This window comes from Hymenobacter sp. YC55 (assembly GCF_029433095.1).
In the GTDB taxonomy this organism is placed as follows: Bacteria; Bacteroidota; Bacteroidia; order Cytophagales; family Hymenobacteraceae; genus Hymenobacter.
Genome location: NZ_JARNTX010000002.1, coordinates 556962 through 570296, shown reverse-complemented (window position 1 = coordinate 570296; position 13335 = coordinate 556962). Strand labels below are relative to the sequence as shown.

The 13335-nt window shown below is 58.7% G+C and carries 12 protein-coding genes; all 12 read right to left on the bottom strand.

Annotated elements, in window-relative coordinates:
- Positions 1-71 precede the first annotated feature (71 nt).
- Positions 72-1190, bottom strand: a complete 1119-nt coding sequence (locus tag P1X16_RS15670) for an AIR synthase-related protein (RefSeq protein WP_277230887.1) — start codon at positions 1188-1190, stop codon at positions 72-74.
- A gap of 173 nt (positions 1191-1363) precedes the next feature.
- Positions 1364-2866: an amidophosphoribosyltransferase gene (gene purF, locus P1X16_RS15665; protein WP_277230886.1), complete on the bottom strand. Its 1503-nt coding sequence runs from the start codon at positions 2864-2866 to the stop codon at positions 1364-1366.
- 121 nt (positions 2867-2987) lie between these two features.
- The gene (gene purN / locus P1X16_RS15660) at positions 2988-3659 is read right to left on the bottom strand and encodes a phosphoribosylglycinamide formyltransferase (RefSeq protein WP_277230884.1); all 672 of its coding nucleotides are present in this window, start codon (positions 3657-3659) and stop codon (positions 2988-2990) included.
- Positions 3656-4948: a phosphoribosylamine--glycine ligase gene (gene purD / locus P1X16_RS15655; RefSeq protein WP_277230882.1), complete on the bottom strand. Its 1293-nt coding sequence runs from the start codon at positions 4946-4948 to the stop codon at positions 3656-3658. Before purD ends, purN begins: the two co-directional genes overlap by 4 nt.
- Positions 4929-5456, bottom strand: coding sequence for a GNAT family N-acetyltransferase (locus P1X16_RS15650; RefSeq protein WP_277230880.1), 528 nt, complete (start codon positions 5454-5456; stop codon positions 4929-4931). Before P1X16_RS15650 ends, purD begins: the two co-directional genes overlap by 20 nt.
- 5 nt (positions 5457-5461) lie before the next feature.
- A complete protein-coding gene (locus tag P1X16_RS15645; protein WP_277230878.1) occupies positions 5462-5848 on the bottom strand; it encodes a nuclear transport factor 2 family protein in 387 nt (128 codons plus the stop codon).
- Between the two features lie 16 nt (positions 5849-5864).
- Complete coding sequence (locus P1X16_RS15640) at positions 5865-6797, bottom strand: phosphoribosylaminoimidazolesuccinocarboxamide synthase (RefSeq protein WP_277230876.1); 933 nt, start codon at positions 6795-6797, stop codon at positions 5865-5867.
- A 43-nt stretch (positions 6798-6840) separates the two neighbouring features.
- On the bottom strand, positions 6841-7719 hold the full coding sequence (locus P1X16_RS15635) for a phosphoribosylformylglycinamidine synthase subunit PurQ (protein WP_277230875.1): 879 nt from the start codon (positions 7717-7719) through the stop codon (positions 6841-6843).
- A gap of 11 nt (positions 7720-7730) precedes the next feature.
- Positions 7731-10766 carry an AIR synthase-related protein gene (locus tag P1X16_RS15630; protein ID WP_277230873.1) on the bottom strand — a complete coding sequence of 1012 codons (3036 nt, stop codon included), beginning with the start codon at positions 10764-10766 and terminating at the stop codon, positions 7731-7733.
- Positions 10767-10889: 123 nt separating this feature from the next.
- On the bottom strand, positions 10890-11495 hold the full coding sequence (gene pyrE / locus P1X16_RS15625; RefSeq protein ID WP_277230871.1) for an orotate phosphoribosyltransferase: 606 nt from the start codon (positions 11493-11495) through the stop codon (positions 10890-10892).
- A gap of 63 nt (positions 11496-11558) precedes the next feature.
- Positions 11559-12320, bottom strand: coding sequence for an orotidine-5'-phosphate decarboxylase (gene pyrF, locus P1X16_RS15620; protein ID WP_277230869.1), 762 nt, complete (start codon positions 12318-12320; stop codon positions 11559-11561).
- 38 nt (positions 12321-12358) lie between these two features.
- Positions 12359-13219: a hypothetical protein gene (locus P1X16_RS15615; RefSeq protein ID WP_277230867.1), complete on the bottom strand. Its 861-nt coding sequence runs from the start codon at positions 13217-13219 to the stop codon at positions 12359-12361.
- Between the last annotated feature and the right edge of the window lie 116 nt (positions 13220-13335).

The window sequence follows — 13335 nt, the reverse complement described above, 5'->3', positions numbered from 1 at the left end:
CCGTGTCAGATACTCATATCTTATCTGATCTTGCTAGCTTAGTTCAGCTGATACAGGCTCTCGGTGCAGGCTTACCCTTCGTAGCTCAACTCGCCAGCTCCTACCCGCAAGCGGACACCCGGCTCAGCGGTAATGCGGCCAGCTACTTGGGCTTGATAGCCACTTGCTTGAAGTTGGGCAGCTACAGCTTCGGCTTGGTCTTCGTCCGTCACAAGCAGCATGCCGTTGCCCATGTTCCAATAGAGGTAAGCCTCTGTGGGCGTGATACCGGCCAGCTCGGCCAGTTGCTGCATAGCAGGCAGCGGCTCGAACAGATTCGTTAGCTCAGCCCCCACTCCATTTTTGAGCACGCGCTTGAAGTTGTCGGCAATGCCACCGCCGGTGATGTGCGCGGCGGCGTGCAGGGGCAGGCCTGCATCCAGTACCGCTCCTACACCAGGCGAGAAGATAAGCGAGGGAGCCAGCATCACCTCACCCCACGTGTTGCCCATTTCGGCGGCATCGGAGCCGGTGTAGGGAGCCGTATGCCACGCTTCACCGAAAGCTTTGGTGAGGGCCCGGCGGGCCAGCGAGTAGCCATTGGAGCGGAACGAAGGCGAGCGAAGCGCCACCACCGCCTGGCCGGCACGCACATTGGCTCCGCTGAGCGGACGCTCCAAACTAGGATGCAGCACGCCCACAGCCGTCGAGCACCAGTTGAAGTTCATGCGGGCGCCAGGGTAACCGCCGATGCGGTTGCCCAATTCGGCAATTTCGCCACCCGTTACAGCAATCTGACTGAACTGTGCCGCGTCGTGCAGGCCACGCATGAGTTCATCCACTACCTCGTAGTTGAGCGTGTTCACGTCGATGATATTCGACAGGTTGGTGGGAATGAAGCCCGCTACCACCAAGTCGTCGGCCACCATGGCAATCAGGTCGTAGCCTAGCGTGTCGTAGCGGTCCGTACGTTCAGCTACTTCAATCTTAGTCCCAATTCCATCAGAACCGATACCCAGCCGCTCACTGCCAAAGCGGATTTCATTGGAGAAGCCTCCGGCCAAGTCCTGAGCTGGCTCGCCTGGCTTGCCAGCGCGGGTACCGAAGGTTTTCTGCGCCCAATGGTATGCATTTTTGGAAGCGGCATTGCCTTCTTCAATGGAGTAGCCGGCGGTTTCTTTAATGTTGGGTTCGGCAGAAGTCTGGCTCATGGCGGGGTAAAGTCAATGGGAATGCTTTGTCTGTTTCGTTTGGCATCCGGAGGCGGTAGCCGTAGGACCTTCTCACACCTCGACGTCAGCCATTGCAGCGGCTTGTTCCGTGGGCATAAGGTCCTTCGGCTACCGCCTCCGGATGACAGATTCCAGACAGTAAGAATTTTGGTTTAATGTTCGGTTGGCTCAGGAGCCTTGGCGCTTACAGAAGTTATGGCTTCGGTAGGCTCTTTCTTGCGGTGGCTCTGGCGCTCTTCCTGAATGTGACGCAGGTACTTCGTAACGTCGCCGGTAGGATAGTTGCCGGTGAAGCACGCGAAGCAGCTGCCGCCGTGGCCTTTCTCTTCCGAGAACAGCTCCTGCAAATCTTCCAGTGACTGGTAGATAACCCGGTCGGCCTCGATGAACTGGCAGATTTCCTGCTCGGTGTAGTTGGCGGCAATCAGCTCGGTGCTCATGGCCATATCGATGCCGTAGATGCAGGGGCTCACGATGGGCGGCGCGCTGGAAATAAAGTACACTTCCTTGGCACCAGCCTCGCGCAAAATGCGCACAATGCGCCGCGAAGTGGTGCCGCGCACAATGCTGTCATCGACTACCGCTACCTTCTTGCCTTCCACAAACTCCCGGATGGGGTTCAGCTTCTTCTTTACCACGTCTTCGCGGCCAGCTTGGCTGCTCACGATAAAGGAGCGCCCCATGTGGTTGTTCTTTACCAGGGCGCGCCGGTACGGCACGCCGATAGCCTCCGCCAAACCCGACGCCGCAAAGTACCCCGACGACGGCACGTCAATCACCATATCCGGCTGGATACCTGACTCAATCACCTTGCGCGCCAGCATCTTGCCCAAGCGCACCCGCTCCCGGGCCACCAAGCGGCCGTGGATAGTGGAGTCTTCGCGAGCAAAGTAGATGTGTTCGAAAACGCAGAAGTTCTTAGGCTGATTGTACGGGTTCTTGTAGTGAACCTTGAAGTCGTTGTCGATAAACACGGCTTGTCCTGGCCCAACGTTCTTAATGAAGTCGAAGCCCAAGTAGTCGAAGCAAGTGCTTTCCGAGGCAAAGGCATAAACCGGGCCCCGCGGCGTTTCGCGGCGGCCGAGCACCAGCGGCCGGATTCCCAACGGGTCGTTGAAGGCCAGCAGGCCGTGGCCGGCAATAATGGTGATGGTGGCGTAAGCTCCCTTTACTAGCTCTTGCGTGGTCTCAACGGCATCGAAAATATCTACCACCGAAAGGCGGTCGAGATTCTTGAGGCGCAGCTCCGACGCAAAGGTGTACATGATGAGCTCCAGGTCGTTGCTGGTTTTGGGCAGCACGTGGTACTTCTCGTGCAGGCGCTTGGCTACCTGCCGGAAGTTGATAACGTTGCCATTGTGCACCATGCTTAGCCCAAAGGGGTAGCTGGTGGTAAACGGCTGCGCCAGCTCGGTATCGTTGGAGCCTTGGGTGGTGTAGCGCGCGTGCCCAATGCCGATGTTGCCCTTCAGCTTCTTGAGCTGCTTGGGTTTGAACACGTCATTGATGAGACCGTTGCCTTTATGTAAATGGAAATTATCGTCGAAGGTGGCGATACCCGCGGCATCCTGCCCCCGATGCTGGAGGGCGGTGAGGCCAATCACGATGTCCTGAACAACGTTATCGGGGCCGTAAAAACCTACTATTCCGCACATGGCGAGTTCAATTAGAAATTGAGAGTTAAAAACTAAAAATTGAGCGGTGAACTGTGTCTTCTCTGACCGTCATGCTTCGGCTGCGCTCAGCATGACGGTCTTTAATGACCATTTTTCATTTTTAACTCTCAATTTTTAATTCACTGCGAAGCAGCTTAGCAAGCGTGTTAGCGTACAGTTCGTGTTCCACTATCAGCCCGCGCCGCTCCACTTCCGACAACGTGTCGGCCCCGCGCAAATCCACTGTGCGCTGAGCCAGGATGGGACCTGTGTCGAGGCCCTCATCAACCATATGTACCGTGATTTTGGTTTCCGAAAGCTTGTTATTAAATGCCCATTCGTAGGCGTGAAGTCCTTGATGCTGATGCGTATCTGCCGGGTGTATATTCAGGATGCGTCCCGCAAACGCCTGAATGAACACCGGCGACAAAATCCGCATGTAGCCGGCCAGCACCACGTAATCGGGTTGGTAGGTTTGCAGCAGTTTCACTACCTCGGCATCGTATTCGGCACGCTTGAGACCTTGGGAGGCGAGGCTAGCTGTTGGGCAGCCTAGCTCTGCCGCCGTGGCTAGACCAGGGGCATCGGGCTTGTTGCTGAACACGACGGCTACTTCGGCCAGCCCGTGTAGCTCGCCGTGCTGCACAGCTTTTACCAAGGCCACCATGTTGGAGCCCCGGCCCGAAAGCAAAATGGCTAAGCGTTTGGGTGCGTCCAACTGTTCCCCTTCTTTGACGAGAAGAGAGCCGGGAGCCGACGTTTCAGCAGCGCTATGGTTTGGTAACTGGCTCAACGTACTTGATTGAAAGCAATTTCGGGAGTGGGCCGTTGGCCAATATCACTCCGAATATAAGCATCTTGAAAGTTAACTTTTCCTACTTCGCTGTACACAAGCTGCACTGCCTCTTCCAGCTCCTGCCCATGGGCCACTAGCACCATTACCCGGCCGCCGCTGGTCACCAGCTGGCCGCCTTGCTGACGGGTGGCGCCGTGGAAAGCAAGAATGTTGGGGTGCAATTCATCGAGGCCGGTGATGGGGAAACCGGTAGGAAACTTCGCGGCCGGATAGCCGCCCGAGGCCAGCACCACGCCCACATAGTAACCGGGCCGTTGCCAAACAGTGGTTTGGGCCAGGTTGCCATCGAGAGTAGCTTCAATGAGTTCGAGCAAGCTGCTTTCCAGAGCAGGCAGCAGTACTTCCGCTTCCGGGTCGCCGAGACGGACGTTGTATTCCAGCAGCTTCGGGCCCTGCGGCGAAAGCATGATGCCGAAATACAGGAAGCCTTTGAAATCAAACGGCTCACTTTGCAAACCGAGCAAGGTCGGATCTACTATGTCGGTGCGGATAGCGGCCAGTATGTTGTCGTCGGCGAAGGGCACGGGGCAGTAGGCGCCCATGCCACCAGTGTTGGGGCCTTTGTCGCCGGCCAGCAGTTGCTTGTGGTCTTGCGAAGGTGCCAGCAACCGAATCCGGTTGCCATCGGTGATACCAATGATACTGATTTCGGGGCCAGTCAGTTTTTCTTCCAGCAGGAAGCTAAACCAGCCGGTGTGCTCGGCCTGCAAATCGGTAAGGGCCTGCTCGGCTTCCGCAATAGAGGAGCACACATACACGCCTTTGCCAGCCGCTAAGCCGTCGTACTTCACTACTACCTGCCCGTCCAGCTCCGCCGCTTTAGCGCGAGCCTCGTCCAGCTGGTCGCTCCGGTACTGCCATGACATGGCCGTGGCCACCCCGTGCCGCCGCATAAAGTTCTTGCTCCACACCTTGGAGCTTTCCAGCACTGCTCCCGCCCTGCTCGGCCCGAACACCCGAATGTCGGAACCAGCAAAGTAGTCCGTCACGCCTGCCGCCAGCGGCGCCTCGGGGCCCACCACAATCAGCTTCACGTCGTGGGCTTCACAAAAGCTTTGCACGGCCGGAAAATCGGTGGCGCTGATGTCGGGGTGGCTGTTGGGAATGCCGCCATTGCCGGGCAGCACGTGCACCGTGGCCCCGTCGCGGGTCAGCTTCCACGCCATGGCGTGTTCACGGGCCCCGCCGCCGAGGAGTACTATGGTTTTAGGAGTTGCTGACTTCATGTTGTGCCGAGAGAACCAGTTGGTACGTCAGTTCTGTGATGTTCTGTATTTTGAAACCAAGCCTTTGGTACAGCTTTAATGCGCTTTTGTTCACCTGTAATACATCCAGGCGAACCGACTTATTAGCTGCCAAAGCCTTCGTTATAAACTCGTTTAAAAGAGCAGTGCCAATTCCTTTACCCTGAAATTCAGGTGTAAGTAGTAAGCTCTGAATGAAAAAGCTGTCAGGTTCTTCTGCCGCTTCCACAAGGCCAATTTCTCGTCCTTCGTGTAGGAGCAGCGTGGTGCTATTGGGCTTAAAGTTCTCGGAGTGAAAGGCTTGTTGGAACTCATCCTCCCATCCCCACACCTGCTCTATATAAGGACCAAGGGCTTGCTTCTTAATAGCTAGCGTAACCTCGAAATCTGCGGGTGTGGCCGGACGCCGAGCAAGCTGAACCAGACTCTCGGGCCCTGTGGCCTTTAAGACTTGGGTTTCCACCTGCAACGCGTCTTTCTGGCCGCTCATCCCGATTAGCTAATGTCTTCGATTGAAAGAATCTTGCCGTCTTCCAACTCGAAAACCGACTTGCCCTGCATGCGCAAGGTGTCGCCGGGTTTCAAGCCGTTCGGAAATTCGATGGCTGCCACGCCGGTGTAGTCAATCAGCACTTCCACGCGGTTGTCAGCTATTTGCCAATCGGTGACGCGCTGCTCCCGCTGAGAGAAATACTGCTTGGCCTGTTCGGCTTGCTGCCGGAAACTTTCCTTGCCGGTGGTCGTCAGGTCTACTTCGCCGCCGGTGATGTTTCTGAACACCACCTCGTCATGTAGGTCCGCCACCATGCTGTCCACATCGAAGCGGTTGTACGCTTCGATGTAGGCTAGCACAATTTGCTTAGGAGTAGCGGCGGTTTCCATGACGGCTTAAGAAAGTTCAGGCATCTTTCATGATGCCGGCGCGCACTAGGTTGCTTATGAGGCGGGCCTGTACGTCGCCATCGGTAGTGGTTCCGTTGCCGGTTTGCAGCGGAGCACCCGTGATACGCTCGTAGATATCGAGGTAGCGGCGGGTGGCTTCGGCCGATACTTCGGGCGTGAGGGCGCGGGGGTACTGGCCGTCCTGCTTGTTGGCAATCAGCCACTGGCGTACGTACTCCTTGTCCATCTGCTCGGCCGTTTCCGGGTTCTTGGAGTAGTCTTCGGCGCTCCAGAACCGCGACGAATCCGGCGTGTGGATTTCGTCAATCAGAATCAGCTCACCGTTCAGCAAACCGAACTCGTACTTGGTGTCCACCAGGATGATGCCGCGCTCCGCCATCCACTGCGAAGCGAAGTTGAACAGCTCCAGCGCCTTCACCCGCATCTTCTCGTACAGCTCAGCCGATACCCACCCTTCCGATACCAAGTTTTCGGGCGTGATTTCACGGTCCGACTCCTCTTTGGTGGTCGGCGTTACAATCGGCTCGGGGAACTGCTGGTGCTTGGTCAATCCATCCGGCACGGTTACGCCCGAGAACGTGCGCTGGCCATTCAGGTAGCCGCGCAGCATCGAGCCCGTGAGGTAGTTGCGCACCACCATCTCCACCCGAATCGGCTCGGCTTCCTTGGCCAACGTTACGTTGGGGTCGAGCAGGCTGATAACGTGGTTGGGAATGATGTGCTGCGTTTTGTCGAACCAGAAAGCCGCCAGCCCGTTCAGCACCGCGCCTTTGTGGGCAATCGGGGTTTCCAGCACCGAGTCGAAGGCCGACAAACGGTCGGTAACGACGATGAGCCGCTCGCCCGAGGGGGCCCGGTACGAATCACGGACTTTGCCGCGGTGCAGGAGCTCGAGCTGAGGGGTATCGAAGTGGTTGAGGGTGTTCATAGAAAAGGTGTCAACGGGAAGGCCGATGAACTGCGAGGGAATCTTAAGATGAAAACTGGCTGGCTTCCTGCGGCGAAACGGCGGTCTGGCGCTGGCTCTGCACGTGCTCCACAATGTTGCGGAACAAGCGCAGCCCGTCACCTTCCTCACTCAAACCGAGGTTGAGGCGCTTGCGCCGGGCCCAATCGGGGTGGTTATACAAGGAGAGGAACGCCTCGGGGTGCGGCATCAGCCCGAATACCTGGCCGGTGGTATCGGTCAGGCCGGCGCAGTTGAGGTCGGCACCGTTAGGGTTGTGCGGGTACACGTCGGTTGGCGAACCGTCGAAATCGGTGTAGGACAGGCAGTTGAGCGCCTGCTCTTCGATATGAGCCAGCGTGTCGGTGCCCGAGATGATGAGGCGGCCTTCGCCGTGGCGCACAGGCACTTCCATGGTGTCGAGGCCCTTGAGGAAAGGCGAGTTCGACTTCGGGTTGACTTTCAGCCGCACCCACCGGTCTTCGTAGCGGCCCGAGGCGTTGTGCGTCAGAGTTACTTCGGGGGTCACGTTGCCGCTCAGGTTGGGGAGCAGCCCGAGCTTCACCAGTACCTGGAAGCCGTTGCAGATGCCCATCACAAACTTGCCATTGGCCACGAACTCCTTGATATCATCAAGCAGCGTGCGGCCTTCGGCGTTTTTGCGGTAGCGCAGCTTATTGGCCAGTACCACGCCGGAGCCCAAATCATCACCGAAGGAAAAGCCGCCGGGGAAGTTCAGGATGTCGTAGTCGTGGATGCTGACGTGGCCGTGCAGCACTTGGTTGAGGTGCACGATGGTTGCTTCGGCGCCCGCTAAGCGGTAAGCCGCGGCGTATTCTTCTTCGCAGTTGATGCCGAAGCCCGTGAGAATCAGGGCCTGGACTTTCTGGCTGGTATCGTTCATGTGTTGGTCGTTCATCGAGCCGACTCCTCTCCTACTGGCTGGCCGAAGCCAATGATACGGTTCACCGGGCCGTTGGTCCACTCGTGGCGCAGTACGGCCGTGCTGGCCGCAAGTACCGGCTGACCCGCGTGGCGCACCGTCAGTTGGCTGTCTGGCGTAACTACCCCGAGGCGAGTAGCGCGGGCTCCGAAGTGCTGCTCGAAAGCCACCACATCTTCGGGTGCTACCGTGGCCACAAACCGGGAGTGCGACTCCGAGAACAGCTGCACGTGTACCGGCAGGCTTTCCGGCAAATCAACCGTAGCACCATAGCCGTGGCCGAACGTGGCTTCCGCCAGTGCCACTGCCAAGCCACCATCCGACAGGTCGTGGCAGGACTGGATGAGGTGTTGGTCGTTGGCTTGGCCCATGAGGGTGTAGAGCTCCTTGGCTTTGTCGAAGCGCACTTGCGGCACGTTGGCGCCTAGCTCGCCGAACAGCTGGTAGAACTCCGAGCCGCCGAGTTCGTCGTAGGTTTCGCCTAGCAGATAGACAACGTCGTCGGCCTGCTTGAAGTCCGAGGTGATAGTCTGACGGACGTCTTCAATTTTGGCCGTCATTGAATACAGAACGGTTGGCGGCACGGAGATTTTCACGCCGTCGGCCTTGAAGTCGTTCTTCATCGAGTCTTTGCCGCTGGTGAGCGGGATGCAGTAAGCGGCCGTAGCGTCACGCAGGGCTTCGCACATCCGGACCAGCTTGGCTAGCTTGAGCTTACCATCGGGGTTGGTGGTGGCGTCGTACACCGAATCGGGTACGCAGAAGTTGTCGTTCACCGACCAGAAGTTGCTGTCGCCGTAGCTCAAGTTGGGCAGCTTGCCACCCACGGCTACAATCTGGCGCACCGCTTCATCGAAGGCACCAGCCGACATATGATAGGCGTCCAAATCACCGAAGCGGGGCAGGATGCCGTTACTCACGGCCACACCTTCCCAACTCTCGAAGTTGAAGCGCACCACGGCGGCATCTTGTGGGGCTTGGCCCGTGGCCCCCATCAACGGCTTGATGATGGTGCGGCCCTTCACCTCGTGGTCATACTGCCGAATCACCGACTCGCGGGAGCAGATGTTGAGGCTACCGAGCAGACGAGTCAGAACATCGGTGTAGTCGGTAGTGGCGGGCAGCGTTGGCTCCGCGGCTTGGGGCTTGCTCCACTCGGCTTCCAGCACTTTGCGCGGCACGCCGTTGTGCAGGAACTCCATGTTCAGGCGGGCCACTGAGTCGCCATCAAAGCGTACGTCAAGGTAGCCATCGGCGGTGAAGTACCCGATATCGGTCAGCTCCACTTCCATTTCGCGGCCCAACGCCAGCAGCTCGTCCATCTTAGCGGGCTCCACGGCCAGCGAGAAACGCTCCTGCGACTCACTCACGAAAATCTCCCACGGCCGCAGCCCCGGATATTTCAGTGGCACTTTCTCTAGCTCCACCACGGCCCCGCCGCTGATGGTGGCCAATTCGCCAATGCTGGACGACAAGCCGCCCGCACCGTTGTCGGTGCTGCACTTGATTAGGCCGCGGCGCGTAGCCAGCACCAGGAAATCCATGGCCAGCTTCTGCGTAATCGGTGAGCCAATTTGCACGGCCGTAGCCGGTGATGTTTCGTCTAGCTCGATAGAAGAGAACGTGGCGCCGTGGATACCGTCTTTGCCCACCCGGCCGCCAGCCATGATGATGCGGTCCTGTGCGTCAATCTTCTTCTCCCACGAGTCCAGTCCGGCCAGCTGCATCGGCATCACGGCGCCAGTGCCGCAATACACCAGCGGCTTACCCGCGTACCGGTCGTCGAACACGATGGCGCCGTTTACCGTTGGTACGCCCGATTTGTTGCCGCCGTCCTCAATGCCCTTGCGCACGCCTTCAAAAATGCGGCGTGGGTGCAGTTGGTTGCTCAGCAGTGTACCGTTGAACTCAGGGTTGCCGAAGCACAACACGTTGGTATTGAACAGCAACCGCGCGCCCCCAATACCAGTCGCCAATGGGTCGCGGTTGTTGCCCAAGATACCGGTAATGGCCCCGCCGTACGGGTCGATGGCCGAAGGCGAATTATGGGTTTCCACCTTCCACACAAACAACGACTCGGGATTGATACGCACCGCGCCGGCGTTGTCGCTGAACACCTTAATCAGCCAGTCGTTGCCGTTGGCTCGCAACTGGCGGTCTACTTCGGAGGTGGCGTTCTTGATATAGGTCTTGAACAGGCCGTCGATTTCGTGCTCTTCGCCGGTGTCCGCGTCCTTGTACTTGATAACGGCGCTGAACTCCTTGTGCTTGCAGTGCTCCGACCAGGTTTGGGCAATGATTTCCAGCTCGCAGTCAGTGGGGTCAGCGGGCAGGCCAGCGGCTTGGCGCTCGGGGGCAATGGCCACATAATGGTCACGCACCACCCGCATCTCCTCTAGGTTGAGGGCGTACAGGTTGTCTTTCGACAGCTGCACCAATTCGCTGTCCGCCAAGTTGGTGAGCGGCACCAGGTTGGTAATGGATTCGGCCCCACCACCGGGCCGCGGCGTGTAGTCGCGGATGTCGGTTATGGGGCCGGATTCGAAGCGGTTGATGAGCTTGTTGCCGAGCAGTTCTTCGGCTAAGCGGCGCAGGTCGGCGGCGGGCAACTCGTGCTCCAGAAAGTACAGCCGTTTGCTGAAGATGTGCTGCGTGTGCGTGTCGAGGGGCTGGTTCAGGAAGTCGCCGAGGGCATTCTGCGCCGATATGCCTTCGTCGTCGGTCACGCCGGGCAGCTTGGCTACCAGGATGTAGCTCTTGTACGTGGGCTCATGGCGGAACTCGTCGAGCGCCACATCGTGCAGCACCGGGTCTTGCAGGCAGTGGGTCGCGAAGTCGCGCAACTGCTCGTCGGTTACGGGGTAGCGCACCGTGTAGAGGGCGGTGCTTTGCACCCGGCCAGTCGTGAGGCCAAGGTGACGTTGGGCAACTTCTGCCACACGTTGGCCCTCGCCATCATGTTGGCCGGGCTTGAGCAGAAGCTGAATAGTTCTTTGGGTAGAGTCCAAAAGGAAATGGGTTATCTATTTTTCGGGTTTCCCACGCGCCGCAACTGGCAGCCGTGAGGAAGCATACCCGCGCAGAGTACGCCGAAAATGCCTTGCTCCTGCGCCGGTTGCGCCGAAGTAGGTTTAAGAAAACGCTTTTTCCGGCCGACTGCCGGGCTTCACCACCGGAATACCTGCCCGACACAGCGGGCAATCATCGGGTGCGTAGGTGGCCGCCGTTACCGGCAGCAGTGCAAAGTTCGGAAAAGTTAGCTCAGCTTTCCCACCCGTCCGGTCAATTAAACTTACCACGGCCAAAACTTTCGCGCCCAAGCCTTCCAGCACGCGCGCTACTTCGTTGGTGCTCTTGCCGGTAGTTACCACGTCTTCGGCAATAACTATTTTCTGCCCCGGCTCCACCGTGAAGCCCCGGCGCAAGGTCATCTGCCCGGAATCGTCGCGCTCCGTGAAGATGCCCGGCACGCCGAGTTGGCGAGCCAACTCGTAGCCAATCACCACGCCGCCCATGGCCGGACCTACCACCACATCGGGCTGCAAGCCAGCGGCCCGCAACTGTTCTGCTAGCTCAGCCGCGGCCGGTCCGGCCAAATCGGGGCGGCGCAGGAAACGGGCGCACTGCACGTAGGTATCGGAATGCAAGCCGGAGGAAAGCCGGAAGTGGCCGCGCAACAGGGCATCTTCCTGCACTAGTTGCTGCTCTAGGGTTTCGGGGGTAAGGGTGGTAGTCAAGAGGTGTTCAGGTATATAAATTCAAGAAGTTACAACGGCTGGCACTCAGCATTCCAACTGAAGCTAGACGCCTACCGGCCGCAGCTGGTTAATTTGAGCGGCCAGTTCTTTAGCCGCGGCTGCGGCATCTGAGGCTTGCCAGATAGCTCGCGAGGCGTTAATCAGCAGACCCTGCCCGTCGGCGCGCAAACCAGCATTCAAGGTGGCTGCCAAGTCGCCGCCCTGGGCACCGATGCCGGGTACCAAGAACCACTGCTGGGCACTGATGCTCCGGATGCGGGCTACGGCTTCGGCATTGGTAGCGCCTACTACCAGCCCGATGTTGTGGTGCTGCTCGTTGAGTTCCTGCGCCACACCGGTGGTGTAGTCGGCGAGGGTGCCGCCCTGGGTGAGGGTTATATCTTGCAGGGAGTGCGCAGGCTTGTTGGACGTTTTGGCCAGCACGAATACCATCTTGCTTTCGCGGGCGAAGGGAACAATGGAATCATCACCCATATAGGGGTTGACCGTCACCGAATCGGCCCCGACTACGTCGTAGGCGAAGCGGGCGTAGTGGTCGGCGGTGTTAGCAATGTCGCCGAACTTACCGTCCAGAATCACCAGTGCCTCCGTCGGAATCCGCTGCACTGTGCGCTGCAACAGTTCCACTCCACCCGGCCGGCTCAGAAAGAAAGCCAGGTTGGGCTTGAAGGCCGCTGCGTATTCCGCTGTCTGCTCAATGACTTCGGCCAGGCGGTTTTCCACTTGCGCGTCGTCGCCGACGGGGTCGAGCCCCACACAAAGCAGGGAGTTAACTTGCTGAACGCGGGCAGTGAGTTTGTTCATTGGGTGGTAACTGAGAAGGTGACTGCTCTGATTGAAGCTTAGCGGTTTACCATATTCGGGTTAGGCACTACGTGGGCACACTCGTGCGCCAACCGGGCTGATAGGCCAGGCTCCAGCCATTCGCCGCTGGCAATCTGCACGGCCGAAGCGCCGCACCGCAAATAATCCGTGACGTGGGCCGCCGTAAATACCCCGCCCGTTCCGAAGATGGGTAGCGTAATCCGCTCATCATGGGCCAGTTCCCACACGCACCGCAAGGCTACGGCCCGCAATGCCTCGCCCGACAAGCCCCCTACTAGAGGCTCGGCCGTGGCATCATCAGGTAGGTGTAGGGCCCTGAGCAGGTTGGTAGCGGCTAGCGCAGTAGCGCCGCCCTCCTGGGCACCTAGCGCGAGGCTGCGGATATGCTCGGGCCATGGGGGTAGCTTCACTACCACGGCGGCAGCGGGCCCTAGCTCGTTGCGCACTGCTTGGGTGGCTTCGCGCACAAACTTGGACGTGAGGTCTTGTCCGTTGGCGGTGTCGGGCGAGGCTATGTACACCTCCACCCCGGCTATCTGGTCGCCTACTTCGCGGGCTAGATACCGGGCAATCTTGCGGAAGCCAGGGATGCCCGGTGCCGTAATGCTTACAAACACGGGCACGCCAAAGCGGCGCAAATGGGGTAGGTGTTCGTTGGCCAGAATTTCTGCGCTTTCGGTGCGCATGTTGGTTGCGTTGAGCAGGGTCTGCTCGGCTACTTGCCAGACACCTTCCTCATACAGCCCAGGCTTGGGCTCCATGGTGACGGTTCGAGTGAAGATGCCGCCCAACCGCTCATACCCGAGTCCGTCGGGTAACTGCCAGCTGGCAGCGGCCAAACAAACGGGATTTTGCAAAGTGAGGGAACCGAGTTGCATAGCGTAGAAATTAAAAAGTCCGTCGGGACACGAAGGACTTTATTTCAAATATTGTTGTAGTGAAAATCTACCAGGGCCCAACCCAACCTAGAGTGGTTTAACGGCGCAACTTGCAT